Below are 19,042 nucleotides of genomic sequence, written 5' to 3'. Positions count from 1 at the left end.
GCTAGCGTTCGTATTTCTCCAGAAAGGCGTCGGCAGGCAAGGCGCGGAAATCTTCAAGCGCATCCCGCAAGCGGTCATGGTCCCAATCCCACCACGCCAGCGCCACCATGCGGTCCGCGATTGCCACCGGCTGCCTGTCTCGGATGGGCTTGGCGGGCACCCCGGCGACGATGGTGTAAGGATCCACCGATCTGGTGACAATGGCCCCCGAGGCAACCACGGCGCCATGGCCGACCGTCACCTCGGGCTTGATCTGCGCATTATGTCCGATCCAGGTGTCATGCCCGATTGTCGCGCGCCGTGCGCGGCGATGGGCAAACCAGTCGGCATCATGATCCGCGTCGTCCCAGTAATCAGAGGATCGGTACATGAAGTGGTGCAGCGACGCGCGATCCATAGGGTGGTCCGTCGCCCCGATGCGCACAAAGCTGGCGATGTTTGCAAATTTGCCCACATCCGCATTCGCGATATCGCACACCCGGTCACAATAGGAATAATCGCCGATCATGCTGTAGGCGACGCGGCTGCCTGCCCCGATTTCAACGAAACGGCCGAATTGCACCTCCACCACATCGCAGTCGGCCTGCAGGACCGGTGCGTCGCCTGCCAGCTTCATGCCGGTTTCCCGTGGATCAAACGTCGGCGCAGCCAGCCTGATAGTGTGTCCATCAGCATGACCATCAGGATGATCAGCACGATGTAATAGCTGACCTCTTCCCAATCCTTCTGGGTGATGATGGCCTGGGTCAGCAACAGACCGATCCCGCCGCCGGTAATGGCACCGATGATCGTGGCGGAGCGGACGTTGGATTCCAGATAATACAGGATCTGGCTGAGCAGGATCGGGGTGACCTGCGGGATCACGCCAAAACGGTAGCGCTGCAGCGGTCTGGCACCAGTGGAGCGGATGCCTTCGATCTGCCTGTCGTCCACGTTTTCCAACGCTTCGGAAAAGATCTTGCCGAAGGTTCCGGAATCCGTGAGCAAAATCGCCAGCGCGCCAGTCATCGGACCGGGGCCAAAGGCGCGGCTGAGCACGACGGTCCAGATCAACCCATCCACGCCGCGCAGGAAATCGAACAGGCGTCGCGCGGCAAAACGTGCCGCCCCCAGAGGGGTGAAGTTCCGCGCGGCCAGAAAAGCCAAAGGCAGCGCAATGATTGCCGCCCCCACAGTGCCCAAAAAGGCCATCAGGATGGTCTCAAAGATCGCCCAGGCCACATCGGAATGACGCCACATCTTGTTGGTCCAGAAGTCACGCCAGATCGCAGCGGCATCACCGGCCATCGCCCGCGACAGCACCTCGCCCGGCCCCAGGCCGTGAAACGGGCTGTCGAGGGTAAAGAAAAACAGCTCCCAGCCATTGAAATAGCGGAATACTTCCGAGCGGTTTCGGGTGATCGTCAGACGGCCCGCGCCAGTTGTAATCGACAGTCGGTTTTTCGAGGCGTTGATCCAATCCGGCACATCTCCCGGTGGCAGTTCCGCATTCACCCCGCGGTTACCCGGCTGTGCCGTGATCCGCCCGTATCCGGGGATGTCATAGGTGATCAGTTCCGGGCCGAAGGTGATAAGGTGCCCATCCTCTAGGTCGATTTCCGTCATATCGCCCAGCGTCACCCAAGCGGGTGCCGCACCTGCCGGGTAGCGGCCTTTGCGCTCCCCCTCAATGGCGACATCAACGCTGCCGTCGCGATTATCACGGGTCACGTGGACCTTGTGGCTGTAGCTGTCAGAGACCAGAATACGCGCGTTTTTAGTATCGGCGGTGCGGATCATGTCTGGCACGCCAAAGGCAAAGAAGATGTAGATCAGGTAGGCCAGAACGATCGCTGGAAGGGCGGCAGCAATCAGACGCTTGCGCCGAAAAAGGCCCCGCGTTTCGGTCAGGATGGCGGCATCGCTCATGGGCGGGCTCCGGTTGTCAGACGGTGACGGGCGTAAGAAGACAGCTGATCAAAAAGGACGATGGCGGCAAAGAGCAGGATGAAGATGGCACCGGCCTCGTCGAACTTGCCCTGCCCCCAACTCATGGCGTTCTTGAGGTCGTAGCCAATGCCGCCCGCCCCCACAAAGCCGAGAATGGCCGAGGCGCGGATATTGATCTCGAACCGCAGCAAGGCATAGCTGAGGTAGTTCGGGGCGACCTGCGGCACGATCCCCAGCAACATGCGTTGTGTCCAGTTCGCGCCAACGGAGGCGAGGCCTTCCACCGGTTTGAGGGAGGCATTTTCATTCACCTCCGAATAGAGCTTTCCAATCGCCCCGGCGGTGTGCAACGCGATGGCAATCATGGCGGGCACGGGCCCGGCGCCCAGAACGAAAATCAGCACCAAGGCAATCACGATCTCCGGAATGGCCCGCAGGATATCGCTGATGCGGCGAAAGACGCCCACCAGGGACGGCCAGCGTGCCAGCCCGCGTGTCGACAACAAAGACAGGACTGTCCCCGCAATGACACCGACAAGCGTCGCGGCGGCGGCGATGTTGATGGTTTCGATCAGCGACGGGAAATATTTGAGGAAATGCCCGGGCAGCAGATGAGATTTCTCCCAGGCCTCACCAATAACCTCTGCAGGGAAGTCAAAAACATGGGTGACACCGTCCCAGAAACCGCCCGCATTGCGTGCATCTGCGGTCATGAAACCGGCCATGAGCAAAGCAATGAAAAGCGCCAGCATGGCGGCGTTCCACATGCGGCGCGTCCGGATCAGCCGCGCGTAGCTGTCCTGCACCTGCGACAGGCCATCCGCCTGAAACGTCGTGTCCGCCATGCCGCCCCCCCAGCATTCAGTGAAGCGGGCCCCGGGAAAGGGGCCCGCTCTTTCGTTTTAAAATTGTTGTATTAATTCGCTTTGGCTTTGCGGGCTTCCACGATGGAGACATAGGCCTCATGGGTGATCGGGTCGAAGCCAAGGCTGTCACCCGCCGCCACCCCGTAGGCACAATCGGCGTCGGCCTCATACAAGCCATCCACCAGCGCCGTCATCGTTGTCTTGACGTCATCCGGCATGTCTTTGCGCAACACGATCGGACCTTCCGGGATCGGCTTGGAGCGCCAGATCTCAACCAAGTCGTTCATGTCGACAAGACCGGCATCAACCGCCTTGCGTAGCGCGCCGGAGTTGTACCCATCTTCCCAATTGCCCTGACCGTCGGCCCAAGTCACACCGCCATTCACGTCACCGTTGTTTACCGCAACGATGGTCTGCTCGTGACCACCGGTGAATTTCACTTCTCCAAAATAGTCACCGGAATTCATGGTTGCGCCGGTCTGCTCGGGGATCTCGATCGACGGAATCAGATAGCCGGAGGTGGAGTTCGGATCCCCAAAGCCAAAGGTCTTGCCCTTCATGTCGTCGAGCGAGGCGATGCCGCTGTCTTTGCGGGCAAAGCCGATGGAGTGATAGCCATATGAGCCATCAAGGTTGATCTTTACCAGAACCGGCTCAACAGCCTCCGGGTTCTGGATGTGCACGGCTGCATAGGAAGACGCCCCCAGCCAGGCCATGTCCAGCGTGCCGCCCAGCAGGCCCTGGATCACGCCGTTATAGTCCGCCGGTGCAAAGAGTTTTGTCGGCACGCCAAGCGCCTCCTCGGTATAGGCGCGCAGGCACTCGTTGGAATTCAGCCGGTCCTGGGCGTTTTCGCCGCCCAGAATGCCAATGCGGAATTCGCTGATCGCCTGATCATCGGCAAGGGCAGTGGTGGTCAGGGCCGTTGTCGCCACCAGGGCGCAAATGATTTTTTTCATGGATTATGTCTCTCTTGGTTGGTGCCGACCCGCGAGGCCAGCCATTGAATGAAGGGGTTAAACGTTTGCAAGCGCGCTCAGCCGGGCCGCTTCGGCAGCATCTGAGCGATCCAGTTGTTCGATCTCCGTGGAGGTCGCGCTTTCAGAGAAATCGGCATCGGCGCCGTAGATGTCCCGGGCCGCCGCCGTGCTCAGCTGCTCCGGCGTGCCGTCAAAGACGATCCGACCGTCCCGCATGCCGATGACACGGTCACAGTAGCGCCGCGCGGTATCGAGCGTGTGCAGATTGGAAATGACGGTACGCCCGTCTTCTTCGTGAATGCGCCGCAGGGCACGCATCACCACCTGTGCGTTCATCGGGTCAAGGGAGGCGATGGGTTCATCCGCCAGAATGATCTTTGGGTCCTGCATCAGCGCGCGCGCAATGGCGACCCGCTGCTGTTGCCCGCCGGAGAGGTCTTCGGCCCGCTTCGCCGCATGTTCCGCGATGCCCAGACGGTCCAAAATGGCAATCGCCTGCTGAATGTCCGCATCGGGAAAGAGGTTGAACATCGTCGCAAGGGTTGATCGACGGTTCAGGGTGCCATGCAACACGTTGGAGACAACATCCATGCGCAGCACAAGATTGAACTGCTGGAAGATCATCGCGCAGTTGGATTGCCAGGCGCGTTTGTCTGCGCCGCGCAGGGCGGTGACATCGCGCCCATCAAAGAGGATCTGCCCACTGCTCACTTCGGTAAGCCGGTTGATCATGCGCAGCAGCGTCGATTTTCCCGCACCGGACCGACCAATGATGCCGATCATGGAAGGTTTGGAAACTTCGATGCAGGCGGCATCTACCGCTGTGTTCTGCCCGAATGTTTTGGTCAGATCTTTTATGTCCAGCATCGTATCCCCCGACGTTGGGGGCTGATTATGGGCGGGGTGTGAACCGACCGTGACAGAAATAAAAAGGTTTTATGACGGCCTGTGGATCACCCTGGCCACGGGATTGCCCGACAAAACGACACGCCGGATGCCACGTTTTCCAGACCCATCTGTTTGCAGGTTTTGCCTGTATGACAGGCGGCAGGATGCTGCGCTTTCAGAGAAAGCCCATACGTCCTAATGCCTTCTCCGCGCTGTCGCGTTCGGTCGACGTGCCGTTTAGAATATCGTTGTTGAGATTGGCCACCAGCTTGCTTAGCGAGCGCTCTTTCACACATCTCAGAATGAAGGGACCGATCTCCGCTTCGTCGAGACCCAACACGGAATGAGACATCTTCGTCTCGGCAATTTGTTCATGTTTCATAGCGTCCCCCGACTCGTCCGATTCTCTGGCAAAATACTGGGGAGCGATGGCGGGTGTCACCGATTCTTTGGTGGCGTTTCACGCTTATCGCGCGAAACGCCAGATAACGCTCTGTAAATGGGCGGAATTATTTTGTGACCTTGCCAATGCTGAAGAACATCGTCTCCCCCGAATGATCATCCACGCCGTCATTGTCGGTGGAAATCCATGCGGCACCATCCGGGGAGATGGCGATTCCCTCAACCTTATCAAGTACGTACCCACCGGTTGACAGCAGATCCGGGATCAGGTCGCGCACCAGTGTCTTGGTCACGACAGGAAGCTCCGACCCGAGGGCGGCGGGCGTCATATCGGCCAGCGGCACCGCGTAGATTTTCTTGGTCACGGCCTCTGCGCCGTGCTGATTATCACGCTCGATGATGTAGACGTGCTCGCCATGCACAGCCATGTCGCTCAGACCTACCCACCCCTTGGCGGATGCGGCTTTGGGGTAAAGAACAGCCCCCCATTCTTCACGCTCCAGATCATAGGCCACGAGCTTCACATGGTCCTTGGGATCGTCCTTCCACTCACGCTGCACGGGCATCCAGAGTGTGTTGCCGACAAGTGTGATGCCTTCGAAACCAAAGCGCTTTTCGACGGCCATCAGCTCTGCCGGCAGGCCGATTTCCTGCTTGATTTCACCCTTGGCGTTCACTTGGTAGAGCGCGTGAGGAATGACGCGATCCGTCCGCCCTTCAGAGGCCACCCAAAAGTTGCCGTCGGCATCCAGAGCGATGCCTTCCATGTCCAGCTTTTGCGCAGGCATCCCGTTGCGCGTCACATCGATGGCATCGACGATCTGCGCTGGCGTCGTTGTGGGGTCGATTTTGAAAATGCGGGGTTGGTAGCCGTAAAAGCTGTCAGCCACCGCGTAAATCATCCCCTCCGCATCCGCGACCATGCCGGAGATTGCCCCCCAGCCGGTCAGTTCCGCCATGCCTTCCGAGGTCAGATGCGGATAGGACGCGGGCGCATCGCCATATTGGTAAAGCATCACATGCGCCCGCGCGGCACCGTCCTGCAACCCGTCGAATTCATTGGCCGTGGCCAGCAAGCCCCGCTCGGGGATAGCCACCGCACCTTCGGGAGAAATCCCCGAGGGCAGCAGTTGTTTCAGCACCGGCGATGTCGGATCGGTCACGTCATAGACGGCAACAATCGATGCCCGCTCGGCCATGACAAACACATAGGGCGTGCCGTCAAAGACCGCGAATTCCATGCCCTCCGGTTCAGCGCCCTTGCTGTCGGAGCGTTTGTCCGGGTAGTGGCCGATTTGCACAATCGCATGCTCCAGCGTGGCACCACTTTCCCAGACAAGCGTGCCGTCCTTGTGGAAGATCGTCATCCCGCGCGCGCCACCGTCCATGTCGCCCTCATTGGCAATGGCGAAATGGTCGTCATCGATCCACTGCACACCATCGGGTTCGCGCAAGCGCCCCTTCTGGCTCTGATCGAAGATCAGCGCGCCGCGTTCGTCCCGGGTGTCGATGCCCTCCAGATCGACCGCACCGGCGGAGAAATGCGACTGAACCTTGCCGTCGCGGGCCACAACGGCGATGTGGTTGTTTTCCTGCAGAGTCACGACGACCTCGCCCAATGCGTTGATGTCCACGAACTCGGGTTCGGGATCCTCGCCCGCCACATCCGCCAGACCGGTCAGGCTCGCGCGCCGCAGCGTACTGCAGTCCAGCGTACCCTCGACCACATCGATCATCACGAGATCACCGGCGGGCATCTGTGGCACGCGACCGTCACCGAGATCTTCGTCCCGTTCGTTTTCAATGGCCACCGCGATGAAGGATCCATCCTTGGCCCGCGCGGTGCTGTCGGGCTGACCGCCCAGATCACAGGAGGCCGTGATGCTCATGTCCGCGAGGTTCACCGCCTTGATGAAACCCGACGGCGCCGTGTAGCTCGGGGAGGTATTGACCCCGACAAAGGCGGTATTGCCGATCACGGAAACCGCGGTTGGCTCACCCTCGACCACGAGTGTTCCCATAGGTGCCGGGGCCGCCGGATCGGTGATGTCGATTGCACCGATCACGCCCGCGGGGCTGTCGGTATAGACCAGGGTCATGCCATCTGCCGTTACGTCGATGATTTCCGCTGATGTTTCATCGGGCACCGTCCCCTCGAAATTCGAGGTCACCGGAAAAGACGCGATGCGATTGAAATTCATCTCCGCCTGCGCGGGTGAAATTGCGGCGGTCGCCAGCAGCGTGCTGGTCAGCAGCAGGTGTTTGGTCATTGAAAACTCCATGGTCTTGAGATGTGCGCAAGGACGCAGTCTCAAGACACATGGAGATGTCAGTTTTGTATCAGTTTTGTGAACTCTTAACCCATGCCGCGCATCAGGTCAGATGCCTTTTCCCCGATCATGATCGCAGGCGCATTGGTGTTGCCCGAGACGATCTCTGGCATGATCGAGCAATCGGCAACCCGCAGCCCTTCGATCCCGTGCACCTTCAATTGCGCGTCGACAACTGCGTCCTCGCCCGAGCCCATTTTACAGGTGCCTGTCGGGTGATAGATGGAAGCGGTGTTGTTGCGCGCCCAATCCAGCGTGGCGTCATAGTCATCCATGTCCAAGCTGGCGTGTGGCCGGAATTCCTCGGATATCTTCGAGGTCAGAGGCGCGTGGCGCGCGATCTTGCGGGCGATGTTCACCCCGGCCACAACTGTGCGGCAATCCGTTTCTGTCGACAGATAGTTGGGAATGATCTTCGGGTATTCCCGCGGCTTGGAAGAATTCAGACGAATCTCCCCCTTGCTTTCAGGCCGCAGCTGGCACACCGACATGGTGAAGGCCGAGAACTTGTCTGCGCCTTTGCCCGGGTTTTCCGCCGACAGGGGTTGCACGTGGAATTGGATATCCGGCGTTTCCATGTCTTCGCGCGTTTTCAGGAACCCGGTAGCCAGACTGGCCGCCATCGTCATGGGACCCGCGCGGAACAGCGCATATTTCAAACCGATCTTGGCCTGACCAAATAGGCTTGTGACCTCGTCGTTCAGGGTAGGTTCATTACACTTGTAGACCAGCCGCGCCTGCAGGTGATCCTGCATGTTCTTACCAACGCCTTTGAGGTCCTTTTTGACCTCAATACCATTTTCAGAAAGCTGTTCCGCCTCGCCGATCCCGGACAGCATCAAGAGCTGTGGTGAATTGATCGCGCCTCCGCACAACACAATCTCGCGGTTGGCCGTGACGGTCTGTTTTTGACCAGACCGATCAGTGTAGCTGACGCCGGTCGCCCGCCCGCCGTCTATTTCAACCTTGTCGACCTGCGCGTGGGTGACAATCTGCAGGTTCGGGCGTTTCTTGATCGGATTGAGATAGGCCACAGCAGAACTGCAGCGCCGACCGTTGCGAGAGGTCAGCTGGAAAAAGCCCACCCCTTCCTGATCGGCGCCGTTGTAATCGGGGTTGAATTTGTATCCGGCCGCCTGCGCCGCCGCGACCCATGCGTCGGTAATGGGGCGCTGGATGCGCATGTTCGACACTGAGAGCGGCCCCTGATCGCCGTGGAATTCATCCGCCCCGCGTTCGTTATTCTCCGCGCGTTTGAAAAGCGGCAGCACATCATCCCAGCCCCACCCGGTGTTACCCATCTGGCGCCAGCGGTCATAATCCTGCGGTTGCCCCCGCACGTACAGCAGCCCGTTCAGCGAGGATGAGCCCCCCAGAACCTTGCCGCGCGGCCATTCAATGGACCGCCCGTTCAACCCCGGATCAGGCTCCGTTTTGTAGCACCAGTCCACGTTCGGATTGTGAATTGTTTTAAAATAACCCACCGGAATGTGAATCCACGGGTTAAGATCACGACCACCAGCCTCAAGCAAAATGACCTTTGCATTGGGATCCGCGCTCAACCTGTTCGCCAAAACACACCCTGCGGATCCTGCCCCGACGACGATAAAATCAGCTTCCATGTCGACCTCCCAAACCAACCTAAAAAAAACTCTATGCAAAAAGACAATACTATACTAGTGTTTTTTGGGACTAATAGTCTCAATAAATGACATTCAGGGAGGAAGTCATGGGAATTTACGATAAACTAAACCACATTTCGCGCCGGGATCTGTTCCGGATCGCGGGGCGCTACGGGATGAGCTCGACATTGCTCGCCGCGGGCAGCTTCGGTGGCGCGATGAGCCTTGCAAACTTGGCAAGTGCGGCCGAATCGACCTACGAAAAACGCTTTGCAAAAGAGCCGAAATTCACGCTGAAATTTGGCGCTGCGGGCTTCAACGCACGCAACTTGCTGATCGAACGCGCGGGTGCTCTGGAATTTGCGCGTGATCTTGAAAGCCGCACAGATGGCGAGATTCGCGTTGAGTTTATCGGCGACAATCAGATCTGCGGACAGGTTTCCTGTGTTGAAAAAGCGCAGCAGGGCATTGTCGACATCTATGCGGCATCGACGCAGAACTCTGCGGGTGGCGCGCCCTATCTGAACGTTCTGGACTATGCGTTCATGTTCCGCAGCCGGGCCGATCAGTACCACTTCCTGTATCACCCGAAATCTCAAGAGCTGCTGCGCGAGCCCTATGAGCGCCGTCACGGCCTGAAGTTCCTCTTCAGCCACGCCGAATTGCGCGGCATCCAGCTGGGTCTTTCGTGGGAAGACAAGCCAACGGTCACCAGCATCGAAGAGCTTTTCGGCACGAAAAACCGCGTCACGGGCACGCAGCTGGGTCGTATCGCAATGACCGCGCTGAACCTGAACCCGGTGCCGGTGGCCTGGGAAGAAACCCTCGACGGTCTGAAGCAGGGCCTGATCGATGGTGCGGAAACATGGGCGTCCGCCGTGGCCTACGCCAACATGTCCCCCGTTGTGTCCCAATCTGTGCACCTCGACTTCTTCTGCGGCACAGAGCACACAGCGATGAACGCAGGCGTTTTCGACAGCCTGGGTGGCGAGTTGCAGGACGAGGTTCTGGAAAGCTCCTACTGGAGCCAGGTGCACGTCCAGGCGGCAAACGAAGCAGCGCTGGTCAAAACCGTTGGTCTGTCCGATCCACAACTGCCAAACACAATCTTCGCGCAAAACAACGTGCGCAACGCCTTCCTCTCCAAAGAAGAGCGTCGCAAGGCCGAAGAAATGTGCTCGCCAGAGTTCCAGCCCCAATTGTGGGAAGACTGGCGCGAGCGCCTCAACGGCTGGTCCGGTGGTCTGGACACGTATCAGGAGATCTACGACATCGCGCGTGAGATCGACGAAGATACGCTGCCAGAAAACGTGGAACCACGTCGCTGGTGGAAAGCCTAGGTCCGGCTCGGCGTTGAAATTGAGCCGGTCCGTTCAACGCGGGCCGGCTTTTTTCATCACTTTCAGATGGTTCGGGACTTGGTATCGCGGGTTTTCGGGATGGAGAAACCTTAGATATTCTTCCGACGGATGCGGAAAGTGCTTTGATCCGATGGGCTTCTTCGGGCAGCATCGGGTGAGAACAACATAGGGAGGGGGCCAGATGTCAATCTTGGCGGATATGGGCACCATCGTCACGGCGACGCTGAGTGGCGATATTAATTTCAAAGTGGTCCAGGCTTATCGGTCACCGGCGGCATGGTATGTGTTCGGACCACTCACCGTGGTCGGCGCCTTTCTGGTGCTTTTTCTATACAAGAAAATACCGTGGCTTGACCGGCATCTGGAACGCACGATCATCGTCTATACCTACATCATCATCGCTCTGATCATTTTTGTCGGCGTGATCCAGCGATTCGTTTTCTCGGCGCAGGTGCCGTGGTCAACGACCATCCCCCCGCTCCTGTTCATGATCATGGCGTGGTACGGATGTTCTTATAACGTCAAACTGCGCACCCACCTCAGTTTCAACGAATTCCGCACGAAAATGGGGCGTACGGGGCAACTGACCTGCCTGCTGTTGGACAATATGCTGTGGTTTGTCTTCTGCATCATCGTTGTCACGACAACCGCACGCGTCACCGTCAATACCTATGACAACTTTGCCATCGTCCTGGGCACCGACAACGTCATGCGCTGGTGGTTCATTGTCACGATGCCCATCTGTTTCGTCATGATGGCCGGGCGGGTTCTGGAGAACCTGTTCGAGGATCTCGAGAAATACCGCAACGGCGAGCCGTTGATTGAACAAGCCGTTATCGGGGGAGATGTCTGATGTCTGACGGATCATGGATCACAATTATCTCGCTCGGCGTGACCTTCCTGTTCATGCTTGGCACCCCTGTCTTGCTCATCATCTTCTACTGGGTTGTGGGCTGTAGCTTCGTGCTCGATCTGACGCTCGACAATACTGGCTCGGAGATGCTCAACGTCTTCAAGGACGGGTTTGCTCTCCTGGCGATGCCGCTCTTCATCCTGACCGGGGACCTGATCAACAAATCAGGGATCGCCAAACGACTGTCCGACTACGCCTACGCCTGTCTGGGCTGGCTGCGCGGCGGTCTGGCGATGGCCTCCATTGGGGCCTGTGGCCTCTTTGCAGCGATCTCCGGATCGAACTCGGCAACCACCGCAACCATCGGGTCGATGTTGCACCCCGAAATGGTCAAGGGCGGCTATGACGAACGCTTCTCAGCGGCCACAGCGGCTGCGGGCGGTACCGTCGGGATCATCATTCCGCCATCGATTATCTTCATCGTTTACGGCTTCCTGATGAACCTTGAGGTGGGCCAGCTGTTTCTTGCGGGCATCATCCCCGGTGTCCTGATGGTCCTCGCCATGATGTCGGTCTGCTTTGTGGTCTGCACGATCAACAAGTGGGGCATTCTGACAAACCTCAGCATCACCCGCATGACCAAAACGGCGCTTGGCGCGTGGTTGGGTTTCTTTGCCATCGGTCTGGTGCTCTGGGGCATCTATACCGGCAAGTTCTCCCCCACCGAAGCGGCGGGGGTCACCGTTGGGTTTGGTATCATCGTTGGCCTGATCAGCTACCCGCTGAACAAGCTGATGGGCAATGATTCCAGCATTCCCGTGGATGAAAAAACCTTCGGCTCGATGATTGTGGTCGAAGGGTTCACCCTGCCGGAGGTCCCCTCCATCGTCGTACGGTCGGCCCAGATCACCGGCATCCTTGCGCCGCTGATCGCGGTCTCCGTGGTGATGCAGCAAATCCTGTCGCTTCTGGGCGCACAGGAAACCATCGGTGGGTTTGTGACCAGCATGGGCGGATATTATCCGGTGCTCTTTACGGCCATGGCGATGGTGTTTATTGCAGGGATGATCCTTGAAAGTCTTCCGGTAACGATCATCATGGCTCCGATCCTCGCACCCATTGCGGCGTCTGTTGGCGTAGATCCGATCCACTTCGCGGTCATTTTCCTAGTAGGGGCTTCCATCGGCTTCATCACACCACCATATGGTTTGAACCTTTACGTGGCCTCGGGTGTCACAGGCGTTCCATACTTCCGCCTGCTCAGATATTCGACAATGTATCTGTTCTCGCTGCTGGCGGTTTGGATACTGGTTGCAATGGTGCCAAATCTGGCGCTTATGTTACTGCCGAGTTAACAGAACGACTGAGCATGCCAGACGATTTTGGAAAGGATAGAGAGGGCCAGATACCAACAACGCTCAGGTTGCTGGTCCTCCTTGAAGAAGTCGCAAAAGCCGGTGTGCCAGTCACCCCATCTTCGCTCAAAGATACCCTGAACCTGCCAAAACCCACGCTGCACCGCCTGTTCAACACAGCCGAGGCAGCCGGGTTTTTGCAACGCGACATCGATGGCAGATCCTATGGCCCCGGCCCGCGATTGCGCCAGTTGTCCCTGAATACGGTCTCATCCCAACGTTTGCGCACCGTACGTCTCGCCATTCTGCGCAGCGTGGCGGAGAAAATCGGCGAGACCTGCAACATCGCGACACCGGATCGCGACGGCATGATCTATCTGGACCGGGTTGAGACGCACTGGCCGCTACGCATTCAACTGCCTGTCGGCACGCAGGTGCCGTTCTATTGCACCGCCAGTGGCAAGATGTACCTGTCCTCCCTCAGGCCAGCCTATTTTGACCGCTACCTCTCGACGGCGACGCTGGACAGCCGGGCGCCCGGCACAATCACCAGCAAGGCCGACCTCAAGACGGAAATCGAAACGACGCGGAAACGCGGCTATTCCACCGATGATCAGGAATTCATGGAGGGCATGGCGGCCATCGCGGTGCCGATCCTGGACAATCGCAAGCGGTTGGTGTCCACCCTGTCGGTTCATGCGCCCTTGCAGAGACACGATCTGGCTGGATTGTCGCGCAGCGTGAACACGCTGAAGGCTGCGGCTCAGGAGCTCACAGCGCTCATCAACAGCTGAGCCGTGTCAGGGCGACGCGCGCCAGAAGTGCACCTGCGCGGTGCTTTCACGTCCCCTCACATCCACGGTTTTTATGGCATCAGACGGACGCTCCGGCGGATGCTTGGCGGCCCCCAGCAAAACGTCCGTGACGGCAAGTGCCGCACCTTCGTCCTTGGCAATCTCCAACAGACGGCTTGCCAGATTGACCGTGTCCCCTGCGACCGAGACCTGTTGGTGACGGTCGCCGCCGAGCCGTGACAAGACCACATCGCCGTGATGCAACCCGATCCGGCATCCGACAGGCAACCCCTTTGCCATCTCCGGCCCCAGTCGCTCAATTTCCCGCATGAGGTCAAACCCCGCGCGCAGGGCTTGGTCAGGGCCGTTTGCATCCCCCTCGGCCATCCCGAAGATCGCCAAGGCCCCATCCCCCATGTAGTTCAGCACAATACCGCCATTGGCCTCCACCGTCTGCGCGGTGATCTGGTGGAATTGTTTGAGAAGGTCCTGCGTGCGCGCCGGGCCCAGCTTTTCCGACAGATTGGTAAAGGCGCTGAGATCCACAAAGAAAACCGACAGTCTCTGTTCGGTGGGGCGAGCGAGAAAGGCCGGGTCATCGGCAATCCGTTCCGCCAACGCCGGGGATTGGAATTGTTTCAGGGCCGCCAATGCGCGCGCGCCGTGTGCCGCACTGCGCTTTTCGTTAAAGTACCGCAGGCTTGAGGCCGCCAGAATGGGCACACTTGCGCAAGCCAGCGGTATGGACGCGCTGAGCCAGACACCGGCAGAAAAGGCAAACCAGACCGCGGCCAGCCATAGTCCAAGCGCCCCAATGGCCAAAGGCACGCCGCTGGATAAGGGCAAGGCAATGATCAGAATCGTGACAAGCAGCGCCAGCACAACCGCCGCCGCTGTGTCGATCCTGCGCGTCCCCGCGTCACGCCGCAGGGTTTCCCCCCCCAGCAATTGCGACACAGCTGTTGCCATGATTTCCACTCCCGGTACGTTTTCGTCAAAGGGGTTTGGGAAACGGTCGCCAAAAGCGGTCGCCGTATATCCGAGCAACACCGCCTTGCCGGTAAGCGCGTCGCTCACCTGTCCCGTCAGAACATCCACCGCGGAGAAGGTTGGGATGCTCGCAGTCGGGCCGACCAGGCGTAGCGGCAGGTTGAAACCGATGTCCAGCGGCGTGCGGTTATCCCCCAACGCTACCGCGTCCGTTGTCATCGTGGGCTCCACCTCTGCGAAGGCCGACGCGATCAGCAGCGCAAAGGCGGGCTCCACCCCTTGAGGGGTCTGGAACACCGCCGGGAGGTAGCGCGGCGTTCCGGTGGCATCGGTGGAGAGGTTGACCAAACCGGATTTTGCGGACCTCAGAAACACCTCCTGCGGTCTCAGGACGCTGACGGGCCGGGCCAGATCAGCAGCCTCTTGATCCTCCGCAAACCGGCCAGCTGCCGCCAGCACCGTGTCACTGCGTTGAAGCGCGGTGGCGAGCAGGTTGTCGGTGACGGGATCCCCCGCATCCGCGAGAATGATATCAAGGCCCAGCGCTCTTGGGTCAGCATCGGCTATGGCATGCACAACATTGGCCAGCAAAAGACGACTGTCTGACGCATTGTCTTGAGTGCTGTCCAGCGTCGCATCGTCGATGGCGACGATCACGACATCTGAAACGGGCTCTACCGGACCAAATGTCGTGTATCGCGCGTCAAGCAGCGTGGATTCGAGACGATCCAGCGGGCTGGCGATGGCCACCACATTCGGGCGGCTGACAAACACCGCCCACAGCGCTGACAAAAGGAGCAGGAGGACGCCGGCCAGAACCGACGTCCAGCGGTATGGCGTCATCTGCCGAAACGGGCCAGCAAGCTGCGCGCCCGCTCGGCAGGCCAGACATTGGCTTCGAGCGTGGTGTCGCCCCCAACGTCAGCGCCCTCGCCCGGCCCCAGAACGATTGCCTCGCTCTGATCATCGACCTTTGAAACGGTCACTTCGCCCTCAACCACAAAGACGGATGTTGTCGTCTCCGTCACGTCAACGACATAGACGGTGCCACGCACTGCAGCGATCGCATGCGGCGTCCTGATCTGGGGCCGCGCCGCCCCCGGCTCAACCTCGATAAAGGCCGCCCCGCTGTTCAGATCCATCGCGGTCGGGGCGTCAGGCGATACTTCACCGGTAATTTCCAACGCGGCAGCGGCCTCGAGCTCGATCACCAGGCCAAATGCGCATCTCAAAACCTCGCGGTCCGGATCGGTCGCTGGTTCAACTGTGCAGTTTGGCGGTACCTGCGCTTGTGCTGGAACAACCAATCCCATGGAAAAAAGCGCAAAGAGTGCTGCGGCGTAACAAAAAGTTTTCATAACAAATATCATTTCTACACTAGGTTTTGCCTGCGCCTGCGGGTCCCACCCGGATGCGCAGAAGGTCACTGAAGCTCGTCAGCCGATGATTGGTTTAGCACCAAAGCGATCTGCGCTAAAGACATCACAGGCGTTGATGCTGTGCCAAGCGCAAAAACGCGCTGGCCACCAACCAAAACCGCCGCAGTTTCCATCGCGCGCTTTCAGAAATCGTAGCCGATCCTTACGAAGGGCATAGTCGGGCAGCACCGTTGATGCAAGTTTCCGGGGCGGTCAGCAATTGTGGTGCTACTGGTCAAAAACAACATCTCGTCGTCAAGGATAGCCGCCGTTAACCGCACCGCACGCTGCCTTAAGCCAGCGGCAAGGGAATTAGCGCACCTTCAGGCCTGATCAAAATTTCTCAGGGAAATCCAATGGCCGATACCTCCAGCAGCCTGTCTTTGCCGTTCATCCAGCCCAGCCAGGCCCAGAAACACGTCACCCATAACGAAGCCCTCCGCATTCTGGATGTGGTTACCCAGCTTGGCGTGTTGGCGGACGATCAGGCCACACCACCTGCCTCGCCCGCGGAAGGGGATCGCTACATCGTCGGTGATGCTGCCACCGACGCATGGACGGGTCATGAAGGCCAGGTCGCCCTCTATGAAACCGGTGTGTGGCAGTATTTCACGCCGAATGCCGGGTGGCGCGCCTATGTGACGGGCCGTGAGGCGCTGGTCGTGCATGACGGGACCGAGTGGATCGATCTGGACAGTGCAGAACTGCAGGACATCGAAGCTTTTGGCCTTGGTATGATGTCCCTGCCCAACACCCCGTTTTCTGCCAAACTGAATGCCGCATTGTGGACAGCGCATTATCTGGATGATGGCGGTGACGGCAATCTGATCACCACCGTGAACAAAGAAGCCACCAGCAATGACGCCGGATTTGTGTTCCAGCAGGATTTTGGCACGCGCGGGCTCTTCGGGCTTTTTGGCAGCGACAATCTGCGGCTGGCCACGTCTGCTGATGGGGTCGCCTTTCGTGATGGCCTGATTGTGGATGCGGCGACAGGCATCGTGGATCAGCCCAACCTGCCGCAGTTCAAAGGTGTAACCAACTTCGACAATTACACTGCTGCGGACGCCTGGACCAAGATTGCGATCAACCAGACCGAATTCAACGACCAGAATGCCTTCGATGCGGGAACCAACCATTTTGTGGCGCCGGTCGCAGGCAGCTATTTCTTTGGGGCGGCGCTGACATTCAAACAGAATGCATCGGATCAGGCGCGCATGGGCGCTCAAATGATTTTGAACGGGACCAGCGTGATCACAGGGTCTTTAAGCGAAATCACCGGTCCCCATGTGTCGGAACAAACCTCGTTGCAGATCCAATGCATGGTCTCGCTTGCTGCAGGCGACACGGTTGAACTGCAAGGCCGGTTGCGCGGCTTCGACGGGTATTTTCTCGCGGATCAAACCAGCTTCTGGGGTTTCAAGGTCGGCTAGGATGCCCTCGGAGCGCGTTGGCCTCGCTTCCAGCGCCCCGGCCACCGCCCGCGCTTCTCTTGCGTATTTCTTCCGGAAAAGGCACCAAGCGTCACGGCGCTTGGCCGCGGGAGAGATCGATGCACATACGTTCCAACCACCATTACCCCTCGCGGCGGTCGGCCGTTGCAGCCGACAACATGGTGGCGACATCGCATCCACTGGCGGCACAAGCCGGCCTGTCCATGCTGGCACGGGGCGGCAATGCGGTTGATGCAGCTTTGGCAGCAGCCATTACCCTGACTGTGGTTGAACCGACGGGCAATGGCATCGGGTCAGATGCTTTTGCCATTCTTTGGGATGGTCAGGAATTACACGGGTTGAACGCCTCCGGCCGCTCCCCTGCGGGCTGGACACCAAAGCGCTTCGCGGGGCACGAAACGATGCCGTTTCGTGGTTGGGAAAGCGTCACGGTACCGGGGGCTGTCTCCGCTTGGGTGAGCCTTTCAGACAGGTTCGGCAAGCTCGAATTCGCGACCCTTTTTGAGCCGGCCATTGGTTACGCCGAACGCGGTTTTCCGGTCTCACCGATCATTGCGACGCTCTGGCACCGCGCCGCCGAGCAACTCGGCGATCAACCGGGGTTTGCGGAAACTTTCATGCCCGAAGGGCGCGCACCGAAAGCCGGGGAATACTTCTACAGCCCCGGACATGCCCGCACCCTGCGATTGATCGCGGAAACAAGGGGAGCGGCTTTCTACACCGGCGAGATTGCCGAAGAGATCGCAGCCTATGCCCGCAAACATGACGCCGCCCTTACGCTGGAGGATATGGCCGCCCATGAAGCGGATTGGTGCGGGACGATCTCGAAATCCTTCGATGAGGTTGCCCTGCACGAAATTCCGCCAAATGGTCAGGGCATCGCGGCTCTCATGGGGCTGGGCATTCTAGGGCAGACCGACATTCGCAACATGGACGCGGATGATCCGCGCGCACTGCATCTGCAGATCGAGGCCATGAAGCTGGCGCTGCGGGACGCGGAAAGCTACGTCGCGGACCTCGATCATATGAAGAACATCACGGTCGCCGATATGCTGGATGATGGCTATCTGGCGTCCCGCGCGCGCGCAATCGATCCAAGCCACGCAACCAATTTCGGGGCGGGTGCGCCGAAACAGGGCGGCACGGTTTACCTGACCGCAGCGGATGCATCCGGCATGATGGTGTCGTTCATTCAATCCAACTACGCCGGGTTCGGCTCTGGCGTGGTCGTGCCTGGTACCGGCGTTTCCCTGCAAAACCGCGGCGCGGGCTTTTCGCTCGACCCGGATCACCGGAACCGCGTAGGGCCAGGAAAACGTCCGTTTCACACGATCATCCCGGGGTTCCTCATGGGCCCTGATGGTCCGCAGATGAGTTTTGGCGTGATGGGGGGACCGATGCAGGCCCAGGGCCATCTTCAGATGGTGCTCAGGACGCAGCTTTTCGGACAGGATCCGCAAATGGCTGTCGATGCACCGCGCTGGCGGGTGACCGATGGGTTGGGCGTTGCCTGCGAGACCACTTTGCCGCCAGAAACGCTTGAGGCCTTGCGCGGCATGGGGCACGCGCTGTCGCTGGAAGCACCTGACAACGCATTTGGCTTTGGCGGTGCGCAGTTGATCGCACGCTTGCCCGGTCGCGGCTATATCGCTGGCTCTGACCCACGTAAGGACGGCGCGGCGATGGGCTTCTAGCCCCGGTTGCAATCCGCTGATGTCCGTTGCCTTTCATTACGGCAGTCGCGGATCAATCCCCCGCCAGGGGACCGCCCCACCCCTTTGGTCCTTGACCAATTGGTAA

Annotated in this window: 16 protein-coding genes; 6 read left to right on the top strand and 10 right to left on the bottom strand. The window is 59.2% G+C overall.

Going from position 1 to position 19,042, the window contains the following annotated elements; genetic code table 11:
- Position 1: 1 nt before the first annotated feature.
- From Q1A63_RS18120 to Q1A63_RS18085, 8 genes are all read right to left on the bottom strand, one after another.
- Positions 2 to 616, bottom strand: coding sequence for a chloramphenicol acetyltransferase (locus Q1A63_RS18120; protein WP_298973349.1), 615 nt, complete (start codon positions 614 to 616; stop codon positions 2 to 4).
- A complete protein-coding gene (phnE, locus tag Q1A63_RS18115; RefSeq protein WP_299632340.1) occupies positions 613 to 1,908 on the bottom strand; it encodes a phosphonate ABC transporter, permease protein PhnE in 1,296 nt (431 codons plus the stop codon). The genes Q1A63_RS18120 and phnE (Q1A63_RS18115) overlap by 4 nt, the downstream gene beginning before the upstream one ends.
- Positions 1,905 to 2,774, bottom strand: a complete 870-nt coding sequence (phnE, locus tag Q1A63_RS18110) for a phosphonate ABC transporter, permease protein PhnE (RefSeq protein ID WP_299632339.1) — start codon at positions 2,772 to 2,774, stop codon at positions 1,905 to 1,907. The genes phnE (Q1A63_RS18115) and phnE (Q1A63_RS18110) overlap by 4 nt, the downstream gene beginning before the upstream one ends.
- 71 nt (positions 2,775 to 2,845) lie before the next feature.
- The gene (gene phnD, locus Q1A63_RS18105) at positions 2,846 to 3,754 is read right to left on the bottom strand and encodes a phosphonate ABC transporter substrate-binding protein (protein ID WP_299632338.1); all 909 of its coding nucleotides are present in this window, start codon (positions 3,752 to 3,754) and stop codon (positions 2,846 to 2,848) included.
- A 57-nt stretch (positions 3,755 to 3,811) separates the two neighbouring features.
- Complete coding sequence (gene phnC, locus Q1A63_RS18100) at positions 3,812 to 4,642, bottom strand: phosphonate ABC transporter ATP-binding protein (RefSeq protein WP_298973339.1); 831 nt, start codon at positions 4,640 to 4,642, stop codon at positions 3,812 to 3,814.
- A gap of 196 nt (positions 4,643 to 4,838) precedes the next feature.
- Positions 4,839 to 5,045: a hypothetical protein gene (locus Q1A63_RS18095; RefSeq protein WP_298973336.1), complete on the bottom strand. Its 207-nt coding sequence runs from the start codon at positions 5,043 to 5,045 to the stop codon at positions 4,839 to 4,841.
- Between the two features lie 127 nt (positions 5,046 to 5,172).
- Entirely contained in the window at positions 5,173 to 7,335 is a 2,163-nt protein-coding gene (locus Q1A63_RS18090) for an esterase-like activity of phytase family protein (RefSeq protein WP_298973333.1), read from the bottom strand.
- An 86-nt stretch (positions 7,336 to 7,421) separates the two neighbouring features.
- Positions 7,422 to 9,017, bottom strand: coding sequence for a choline dehydrogenase (locus tag Q1A63_RS18085; RefSeq protein WP_298973330.1), 1,596 nt, complete (start codon positions 9,015 to 9,017; stop codon positions 7,422 to 7,424).
- 107 nt (positions 9,018 to 9,124) lie between these two features.
- On the opposite strand from Q1A63_RS18085, the gene dctP reads away from it, so the two are divergent.
- The 4 genes from dctP to Q1A63_RS18065 all read left to right on the top strand — a co-directional run bounded on the left by dctP (position 9,125) and on the right by Q1A63_RS18065 (position 13,380).
- Positions 9,125 to 10,357, top strand: a complete 1,233-nt coding sequence (gene dctP, locus Q1A63_RS18080) for a TRAP transporter substrate-binding protein DctP (RefSeq protein WP_298973326.1) — start codon at positions 9,125 to 9,127, stop codon at positions 10,355 to 10,357.
- Positions 10,358 to 10,559: 202 nt separating this feature from the next.
- Positions 10,560 to 11,231 carry a TRAP transporter small permease subunit gene (locus Q1A63_RS18075; protein WP_298973324.1) on the top strand — a complete coding sequence of 224 codons (672 nt, stop codon included), beginning with the start codon at positions 10,560 to 10,562 and terminating at the stop codon, positions 11,229 to 11,231.
- The gene (locus tag Q1A63_RS18070) at positions 11,231 to 12,586 is read left to right on the top strand and encodes a TRAP transporter large permease (RefSeq protein WP_298973322.1); all 1,356 of its coding nucleotides are present in this window, start codon (positions 11,231 to 11,233) and stop codon (positions 12,584 to 12,586) included. The genes Q1A63_RS18075 and Q1A63_RS18070 overlap by 1 nt, the downstream gene beginning before the upstream one ends.
- A 14-nt stretch (positions 12,587 to 12,600) precedes the next feature.
- A complete protein-coding gene (locus tag Q1A63_RS18065; protein WP_298973320.1) occupies positions 12,601 to 13,380 on the top strand; it encodes an IclR family transcriptional regulator in 780 nt (259 codons plus the stop codon).
- A 6-nt stretch (positions 13,381 to 13,386) separates the two neighbouring features.
- Here the strand turns inward: Q1A63_RS18065 and Q1A63_RS18060 are convergent, their stop codons facing one another.
- Positions 13,387 to 15,213 (bottom strand): adenylate/guanylate cyclase domain-containing protein, encoded by a 1,827-nt coding sequence (locus Q1A63_RS18060; RefSeq protein WP_298973318.1) that lies wholly within the window; start codon positions 15,211 to 15,213, stop codon positions 13,387 to 13,389.
- Entirely contained in the window at positions 15,210 to 15,728 is a 519-nt protein-coding gene (locus Q1A63_RS18055) for a FecR family protein (protein WP_298973316.1), read from the bottom strand. Before Q1A63_RS18055 ends, Q1A63_RS18060 begins: the two co-directional genes overlap by 4 nt.
- A gap of 416 nt (positions 15,729 to 16,144) precedes the next feature.
- Between Q1A63_RS18055 and Q1A63_RS18050 the strand changes: the two genes are divergently transcribed.
- Both Q1A63_RS18050 and Q1A63_RS18045 read left to right on the top strand, forming a co-directional pair.
- On the top strand, positions 16,145 to 17,221 hold the full coding sequence (locus Q1A63_RS18050) for a DUF2793 domain-containing protein (RefSeq protein ID WP_298973315.1): 1,077 nt from the start codon (positions 16,145 to 16,147) through the stop codon (positions 17,219 to 17,221).
- A 119-nt stretch (positions 17,222 to 17,340) separates the two neighbouring features.
- Positions 17,341 to 18,936 carry a gamma-glutamyltransferase family protein gene (locus Q1A63_RS18045; RefSeq protein WP_298973312.1) on the top strand — a complete coding sequence of 532 codons (1,596 nt, stop codon included), beginning with the start codon at positions 17,341 to 17,343 and terminating at the stop codon, positions 18,934 to 18,936.
- The last annotated feature ends 106 nt before the right edge of the window (positions 18,937 to 19,042 follow it).

It is taken from the genome of uncultured Roseobacter sp., assembly GCF_947499265.1.
Lineage (GTDB): Bacteria > Pseudomonadota > Alphaproteobacteria > Rhodobacterales > Rhodobacteraceae > Roseobacter.
The sequence above is the reverse complement of the archived record's forward strand: the minus strand, read 5'-3'. Positions and strand labels throughout refer to the sequence as shown.